Consider the following 7,687-nt stretch of genomic DNA (forward strand, 5'->3'; position numbering starts at 1 on the left):
TGAATGAACCCCAGCAAGCCAGCAGAACACGCCGCCGCCCGACTTCTTCGTAACCCGGAAGCGCTTCGTAGAAGAAATCGAACAAGTCGTCGTGCATCGGCACGACCTTCTTCATGAATTCCACGTAGCGCATCAGCCGGCTCATGTAGTCGGTCATCAGCTGAATGGTCGCCACCGTGCCGACTCCGCCGGGATACAGCGTGGACGGGTGTACGTGGCGGCCTTCCATGAGGCAGAACATTTCTCGCGTGTAGCGACTGACCTGAAGCGCCTCGCGGTAGAACTCGCCGCTGAACGGGTTGAGCGAGCGCATTATGTCCGCGATCGTCTTATAGCCATGCGCGTCAGCGTGCGGTGCGGCGGTGTTCTCGGCCTTGGCCAGCACGCCCGGATTGGTCTCAGAGACCATCTTTTCGCAGAAATCCACGCCGACCAGGTTCTCCTGGAAGATGTTGTGGTCGAACATGTATTCCGCGGCCTCACCCAGGTTGACGATCCATTCGCCCAGGTGCGGCGGCTTGACCCCGTACGCCATGTTCTGGCAGTAGCAGGAACACGTGGCGTGGTTGTCACCACAGATGCCGCAGATGCGGCTGGTGATGAAGTGCGCGTCGCGAGGGTCCTTGCCTTTCATGAAGATCGAATAACCGCGGAAAATGGATGAGGTGCTGTGACACTCGACCACTTCGCGGTTCTCGAAGTCGATCTTGGTGTAAATGCCGAGGCTGCCCACGATCCGGGTGATCGGATCCCATGCCATCTCGACGAGTTGGCCGGGCTCGCGCTTCGCGTGGGACGGCTCGGGGATGATCGTTGTCATCGCAGTGTGCTCCCTACCTTCGAGCTGAGATGGTGCGAATTACCAGGTGCGGTGTGCGCCCGTTGTGAGTTTGTCGCCCTTGTGCCGCCAGCGCGGTTCCTTGTCGAGCGTGCGGTTGGTGATGCCGCGCAGATTCCGGATCACCGAGCCGTAGAGGCCCGATGCCGTGGTGGACACCTTGCCGCCCGGGGGTTCGTCCATGAACGGCATGAACTTGTCCGGGAACCCGGGCATGGTGCATCCGATGCAGATTCCGCCGACGTTCGGGCAGCCGCCGATGCCGTTGATCCAGCCTCGCTTGGGCACATTGCATTTGACGACTGGACCCCAGCAGCCAAGCTTCACAATGCATTTCGGTGATCCATACTCGGTGGCGAAATCACCCTGCTCGTAGTAGCCGGCCCGGTCGCAGCCCTCGTGCACGGTGTTGCCGAACAGCCACTGCGGTCGCAACGCGTCATCAAGCGGAATCATCGGCGCCTGCCCGGTGGCCATGTAGAGCAGATAAGTCAGCGTCTCCGACAAGTTGTCCGGGTGGATCGGGCAGCCCGGGACGCAGACGATCGGGATTCCGGCCTTGCTCTTCCAATCCCAGCCCAGGTAATCGGGTACGCCCATCGCACCGGTCGGGTTGCCGGCCATCGCGTGGATGCCACCGTAGGTGGCGCACGTTCCCACTGCGACCACCGCTGTCGCCTTGGGAGTGAGCCGGTCGAGCCACTCGCTGGTGGTCATCGGCTGCCCGGTGGCCGGGTCGTTGCCGAACCCGCACCAGTACCCCTCGTTCTTGATCGCCTCGTTCGGGATCGAACCTTCGACGACGAGCACGAACGGTTCGAGCTCACCGCGATCGGCCTTGAAGAACCATTCGAGGAAGTCGTCGGCGCCGCCGGTGGGGCCGCACTCGAAATCGATCAGCGGCCAGTGCACGGCGATCTTGGGCAGTCCGGGGAGCGCGCCCAGCGCGATCTCCTCGATACTGGGTTGAGTGGCGGCAGTCAGCGCCACAGAATCGCCGTCACAACTCAGACCCGCATTGATCCAGAGAACGTGGATCAATGTTTCTTCCGCTTTGACTGCTGCTTCCGTTGGCATATCGCAGCTTTCCGGGACCCGGGCTAAGGTCCCTGACACCGCGGGAGTCGGCTATCGGCCCGCTTACGCGGCGCTATGTCCTGGGTTTACTCTCGCTGAACTGCCTTGTCAACGCTGTTCTGGCAAATTTGGAGGGCATGTACGGGTTTCCGGATTTGTACCTGATTTCGTTAAGCAGGCGGGTACTGTTGGCGATTAATCGCCGTCCGGCACCCTCGTTGATGCGTGATGATCAGCAGCATAATGGCCTTCTTGCGAATCAGTTGCATGTGTTGGTATCCAAGCGATTACGGTTCGACGAGCAGGCGGGTCCTCGAAATGAAACCGCGGTCCACTCAGGTCGCTGAGGCCGCAGCGAACTGTCGCAGCCAATCGAACCAATCGGCCATGCCGACGCCGGTGCGGGCGCTGACTGGCAAAATCGTCGCGGTCGGATTGACCTCGCGGACGCGGGCGACGTACGACTCGACGTCGACCTCCAAATACGGCACCAGATCGATCTTGTTGAGGAGTACCACGTCGACGGCGCGGAACATCACCGGGTACTTCAGCGGTTTGTCGTCACCCTCGGTGACCGAATAAACCATCGCCTTGGCATGTTCGCCCACGTCAAACTCGGCCGGGCAAACCAGATTTCCAACATTTTCGATGATCACCAGATCCAGTTGGGTCAGGTCCAGGCCCTGCAGCGCGCGGTTGACCATGGGCGCGTCGAGGTGGCATTCGCCGCCAAACCCGTTGCCGGTGTTCAGCAGGGATATCTGAGCGCCGCGGCCACCGAGTTTGGCGGCGTCCAGATCGGTGGCGATGTCGCCCTCGATCACGCCGACAGCGATCTCGCCGGCCAGTTCGTCGAGGGTGGCCTGCAATACCGTCGTCTTGCCCGAGCCGGGGGAGCTCATCAAGTTGATCGCACGAACTCGGCTGTCCTCAAACGCTTTTCGATTAAAGTCGGCCCGAACGTCGTTCTCGGCGAAGATCGCCTCGAGCACGTCGATCCGTTGGGAGCCGGTGTGATAGCCGCTGTGATCGCCGTGGTCGTGAGGATGGGCGTGGGCGTGATCGCCGTGCTCGTGGGTATGTACGGTTCCGTCATCGTGGCGATGAAATCTACCCATCGTCAACACCTTTCACGAGACATCCAGCGATGTCACTAAAAACTCGTCGCCGCGCAGCACTTCGACGTCGGCGCTCCCGCAACGCGGGCACAGCAATGACCACTGCGAAGTGATCGACGACTCGTTGCGACAGGACCGGCAGCGCACCTCGGCGGTGATGAACTCGAGTTCCAACTCGGCGTCGGGCATGTCCTCGTAGTCTCGGAGCAGCGTCCAGCAAAACGACAGCGACTCGGGAACCACCTGACGAAGCGCGCCGATCCGGACACGTACCACGTCGACGTGGCGACCGTCGGCATACGGTTTGACCACGCCAACGATCGCCTCGCACAGCGAAAGCTCATGCACGGCTATTCACCGCGAGTCCCGGAGCCCTGCCATCTGAGGCCCATGCGCACTGTTCTACACCTCAGGCGCCGCGAGGGTTGCGGACCAGACAGGATGGGAGTCAATTGTTCCCAGGGCTCATCGCGGAGAGCACAATGGATGCGGTCGGGATCTCTACACATAGGGGATGACAGTGACAGACCATAAAGACGGTCACGACGAACCGCACACCCACGAACACCAGCACGACGAAGTCACCCATGCGCACCCGCACACCAGCCACGACCACGAACATGTCGAGCACGATCACCCACACGCGCACGCCGACGGAACTGAACACGCGCATCAACACGTGCATCAAGCCGATCTGGGGCAAGAGCACAACCACCCCCACTAGGGCAGCGCCGCGCAGGGCGCCGAACGCGCTGGTCGACACGCGTCCGGTCGAAAAACTGTGATCAACCTCAACCTCCGAATGTGACGGAGGCCATTGCCGACGCCGAACGCTACAGCTGACTCTGGTAGCTCGTTCGACATGTCGGCAGGAGAACACGTGGCTGCTGGGGCTGATCATCTGGCGTTCGCATACGACCTAACCCTCGATGAAGCGCGCCGCCGGGCCGCCGTCCTCGAGGCGATCGGGGACGACTGGGACCCGGTCGAGGTGCTCGCCCAGGAGGATCGCGCGTACGCGACGCTGTACTCCAACCTTGACGACGACCAGCAACGCATCTACGACAACCTGGTGGCCGCCGGGGTGCTTCCGGATCGGGAGGCCGGCCGTGTTGCCGATTGATCCCACTGCAGATCGGGGTCGCCGCGCCTGGTTCGGCTGCCCGCAGTGCGAGCACGCCGTCGGGTGCTCTGATTGCCAGAGCAGTCGCAATTGCGACACGCACTGGCAGTACCTGTTGAACTACCAGGCGTGGCTCCTGCACCTGCAATGTCCCGACTGCGGTCATCTGTGGTCGATCGACAGCCGGCCGCGCGGTCGATCGTCAACCACCGCGGCGTAATCCCGGTCGCAACCGCGCGCGGACGTCAGTCCGACAGCCCCAACAGGGCGTTCTCGACGACCTCCGGCAGCGCGGGGTGAATCCAGTACTGGCCGCGCGCCATCTCGTGCACGCTCAGCCCAAAGGTCATCGCCTGAATAAGCGGCTGGATGATCGACGAGGCCTGGTGTCCCATGATGTGCGCGCCAAGCAGTTGACCGGTCCTGGAGTCTGAAACGAGTTTCACAATGCCCGCGGTGTCCTCGGTCGCCCAGCCGTAGGCGACGTCCGCGTAGTCCTGGATTTTGCAGGATACGTCGAAACCCTTTGCAACAGCCTCATTTTCGGTCAATCCGATGTAGGCGATCTGCGGATCGGTGAACACCGCGGCGGGCACATAGCGGTGGTCGGTGGCGACCATCGATTTGGTGTCGTCCCAGTCGTGCAGCAGGTTACGCTGCACGACGCGTGCTTCATGGTTGGCAACATGCTTGAGCTCATACGGCGACGACACGTCGCCGAGCGCGAAAACGTTACGCGCGGAGGTTCGTTGGTATTGGTCGACGACGATACGGCGATCGTCGAGCTCGATTCCGACTGTGTCGGCACCTAGCTGATCGCCGTTGGAGCGCCGTCCGGTCGCCACCAGCACGGCATCGGCCTTCAACTCCGAACCGTCGTCGAGTTCCAGCACGATGCCGGAACGGCTTTCGTGTGAGCCGAGAATGTTGCGATGGCTGCGCACTTCCCACTTGCTCGCCGCGATCCGGGTGAACCGCCTGGACAGGGTGTCGTCGAGATGCCGCAGCAGTGAGCCGCCGCGGATCACCATCGTGATCCGGACTCCGAGCGCGGAGAAGATGTGGGCGAATTCGCATGCCACGAAACCACCGCCGACGATCACCAGATGTGTCGGCAGTTCCGGTATCCGCATGATGTCGTCACTGGTGTAGTAGTGCACCCCGCAGTCAAGGATCGCCGGCGGAATCTCCGCGCGCGCGCCCGCAGCGATCACCACTTGCTCGGCAGTGAACTCCTCACCCTCATCAGTGCGCAGTAAATAGCGACCGTCGTCCTGCACCGCAGCGAAGCGGGTGTGCGTGTCGTAGACGTCGATGTTGGGTTGAGCGCGCCGATAGTCCTCACCGCCGATCGCGATCGGGTCGATGCGCCCGAACACACGCGACACGATGTCGTCCCATCGCACCCGGTCGATGTGTGCGTCGATGCCGTAACGCGCTGCGGAGCGGATGGTTTCGGCAACCTCGGCGGCGTAGACGAACATCTTGGTCGGAATGCAGCCGACATTGAGACATGTTCCGCCGAAGGTTCCTTGCTCGCAGATCGCGACCCGCTTCTTGGCGTAGCGGTCGTCGAGAATGCTATTGCCGGAACCGGTTCCGATGATCGCCAGCTCGTAGCTTTCCATCCGGTAGCCCTTCAGCCGTTCTGAGACGCGACGTTAGAGGCCGCGCCCAGGTAGTCGTTCAGCCAGCTGTCCAGCTGCTGGTACGCAACCTGTCGCGGCTGCGGCATCGACAGGAATACGTCATGCTTGGCATCGACCACCGGGACGATCGTGCTTTGGTTGCCGACACAGCCTGCCCAGCGGGCGATGTGCTGCACGTCGAGAACCGCGTCGCCGCACTGCAGCGCGATCGCATCCGAGGCCTCGATCACGCTGTGGTCAGAGCGCAGAATCAGATTCGGCACGCCGACATCGAGCCCGCGGTGCAGCTTGGTCTGGCCGCGCCGCACCGCCGACAGCCAGCCGAAGGTAATGGGGAAGCCGCCCAACGGTTTCCATTGCAGGTCGTAGTCAAACTCTCCGTGGTAGTCACGATGCAGGCTCGCGCCGTAACCGCCGCCGGTTTCGCTCGGGCCGCGGGCGACCCGTTTGTCGCCGAAGCGTGCGATCGCGGCGATCAGTGCTCTCGTGGGCGGCCAGCGAAGCGGCATCGGGCCGGGCAGATCCAGAAAAGGACTGTTGAGCACCAGGCCCGCCACCCGGTTACGAGTGGTCGCGCGGCGTTGCCGCATCCGGTCCAGCCACAGCGAGACGATCAGTCCGCCGGCGGAGTGGCCGTAGACCAGCACGCGGGCCGAACCGGTCTCCTCGCCGATGATCTCCAGTGCGCGATCGAGCTCGCGGTCGTAGCAGGCCAGGTCGGTGGTGAAGTGCGGGGTCAGGCCGCTGCGCGATGAGCGCCCACATTTGCGCAGATCCAGCGCATAGAAGGCGATGTCGCGGCCGGCGAAATGGTCAGCCAACCCGGTGTGGAAGAAGTAGTCGGTGTATCCGTGCACGGCCAGGACCGCATCGGCGGCCGGCGCGGCGTCGCCACGACGCAGCAGCGTCGCGTCGATGTCGCCCTCGCCGTCGGGATCGTCACCCAGTGGGATGGTGAGTTGCCAGTAGCCGGGCAGGACATCGGGCTGCCAGCCAGTCACGAACGCCAGCTTAAAGTGTGGCCGCCGTGGAACCCGCTAGCCCTGCCCGGCGAACGGCAGCGCCGCGATGGGTCGTTACGGAACATCCGGCGACCAGCACCGCGGTCAGCGCGACGGCCGCGCTTCGATTTCGCCAGGTCATGGGCACGGCGTGGCAGACTGCGCAGACCAGCGGCTCAGAAGCGACCGGGATAATCTGGCGATCGATAAAGCTCGCTCTCACGCAAAGGACGATCGGCCCGGTGTCAGCCCCGCAGGCAAGCACAACCTCGAAGGTCGACGCCGTGCTGGTCGGGACCGGGATCATGAGCGCCACGTTGTCGGCGCTGCTGCGCCGGTTGGAGCCGAGCTGGTCGATCACCGTGGTCGAGCGACTCGACGGTGCCGCCGCCGAAAGCAGCGACCCGTGGAACAACGCCGGCACCGGACATGCCGGGCTGTGCGAACTGTTCTATACACCGCAGCTGCCCGACGGTTCGATCGACATCGCCAAAGCGGTGCGGGTCAACGAGGAATTTCAGGTCACCCGTCAGTTCTGGGCCTATGCGGCGGAGAACGGCATGGTGTCGGACGTACGCGGCTTTCTCAACGCGGTCCCGCATGTCAGCTTTGTGCAGGGTGCCGAGCGTGTCGACTATCTTCGCCGGCGCCGCGAGGCGCTGGCCGGTAATCCGCTCTTCGCCCGCACCGAATGGATCGAGGACGCCGACGAATTCGCTCGCCGGCTGCCGTATATGGCTGCCGAACGCGACCGCTGCGAATCCGTCGCGCTCAACTGGGCCGCCGACGGCACCGACGTCGACTTCGGCGTGTTGTCCCGGCAGCTGATCGGCTACGGCGTGCGCAAGGGGACGACGGTGTTGTTCGGACACGAGGTCCGC

9 protein-coding genes are annotated in these 7,687 nt (G+C 63.2%); 3 read left to right on the forward strand and 6 right to left on the reverse strand.

Annotated features, from left to right (window positions below; genetic code table 11):
• The 4 genes from WAN02_RS00440 to WAN02_RS00455 all read right to left on the reverse strand — a co-directional run.
• On the reverse strand, positions 1-820 hold an 820-nt coding region (locus WAN02_RS00440), incomplete at its 3' end, for a nickel-dependent hydrogenase large subunit (protein ID WP_422261764.1).
• Between the two features lie 39 nt (positions 821-859).
• Positions 860-1,915, reverse strand: a complete 1,056-nt coding sequence (locus WAN02_RS00445) for a hydrogenase expression protein HypE (protein WP_325687833.1) — start codon at positions 1,913-1,915, stop codon at positions 860-862.
• Positions 1,916-2,250: 335 nt separating this feature from the next.
• Positions 2,251-3,033, reverse strand: a complete 783-nt coding sequence (gene hypB / locus WAN02_RS00450; RefSeq protein WP_422261767.1) for a hydrogenase nickel incorporation protein HypB — start codon at positions 3,031-3,033, stop codon at positions 2,251-2,253.
• Between the two features lie 12 nt (positions 3,034-3,045).
• Complete coding sequence (locus tag WAN02_RS00455; RefSeq protein ID WP_422261769.1) at positions 3,046-3,381, reverse strand: hydrogenase maturation nickel metallochaperone HypA; 336 nt, start codon at positions 3,379-3,381, stop codon at positions 3,046-3,048.
• A 166-nt stretch (positions 3,382-3,547) separates the two neighbouring features.
• Between WAN02_RS00455 and WAN02_RS00460 the strand changes: the two genes are divergently transcribed.
• Both WAN02_RS00460 and WAN02_RS00465 read left to right on the forward strand, forming a co-directional pair.
• Positions 3,548-3,757 carry a zinc transporter Slc39a7 gene (locus WAN02_RS00460; protein WP_422261771.1) on the forward strand — a complete coding sequence of 70 codons (210 nt, stop codon included), beginning with the start codon at positions 3,548-3,550 and terminating at the stop codon, positions 3,755-3,757.
• Positions 3,758-3,895: 138 nt separating this feature from the next.
• Complete coding sequence (locus tag WAN02_RS00465; RefSeq protein ID WP_422261773.1) at positions 3,896-4,156, forward strand: DUF6400 family protein; 261 nt, start codon at positions 3,896-3,898, stop codon at positions 4,154-4,156.
• A 245-nt stretch (positions 4,157-4,401) separates the two neighbouring features.
• Here WAN02_RS00465 and mtr read toward each other — a convergent pair whose 3' ends face one another.
• Positions 4,402-5,784, reverse strand: coding sequence for a mycothione reductase (mtr, locus tag WAN02_RS00470; protein ID WP_422261775.1), 1,383 nt, complete (start codon positions 5,782-5,784; stop codon positions 4,402-4,404).
• Between the two features lie 11 nt (positions 5,785-5,795).
• The gene (locus WAN02_RS00475) at positions 5,796-6,806 is read right to left on the reverse strand and encodes an alpha/beta hydrolase (protein WP_422261777.1); all 1,011 of its coding nucleotides are present in this window, start codon (positions 6,804-6,806) and stop codon (positions 5,796-5,798) included.
• A gap of 242 nt (positions 6,807-7,048) precedes the next feature.
• On the opposite strand from WAN02_RS00475, the gene WAN02_RS00480 reads away from it, so the two are divergent.
• On the forward strand, positions 7,049-7,687 hold a 639-nt coding region (locus WAN02_RS00480; RefSeq protein ID WP_422261779.1), incomplete at its 3' end, for a malate:quinone oxidoreductase.

This window comes from Mycobacterium sp., assembly GCF_049281135.1.
GTDB lineage: Bacteria > Actinomycetota > Actinomycetes > Mycobacteriales > Mycobacteriaceae > Mycobacterium.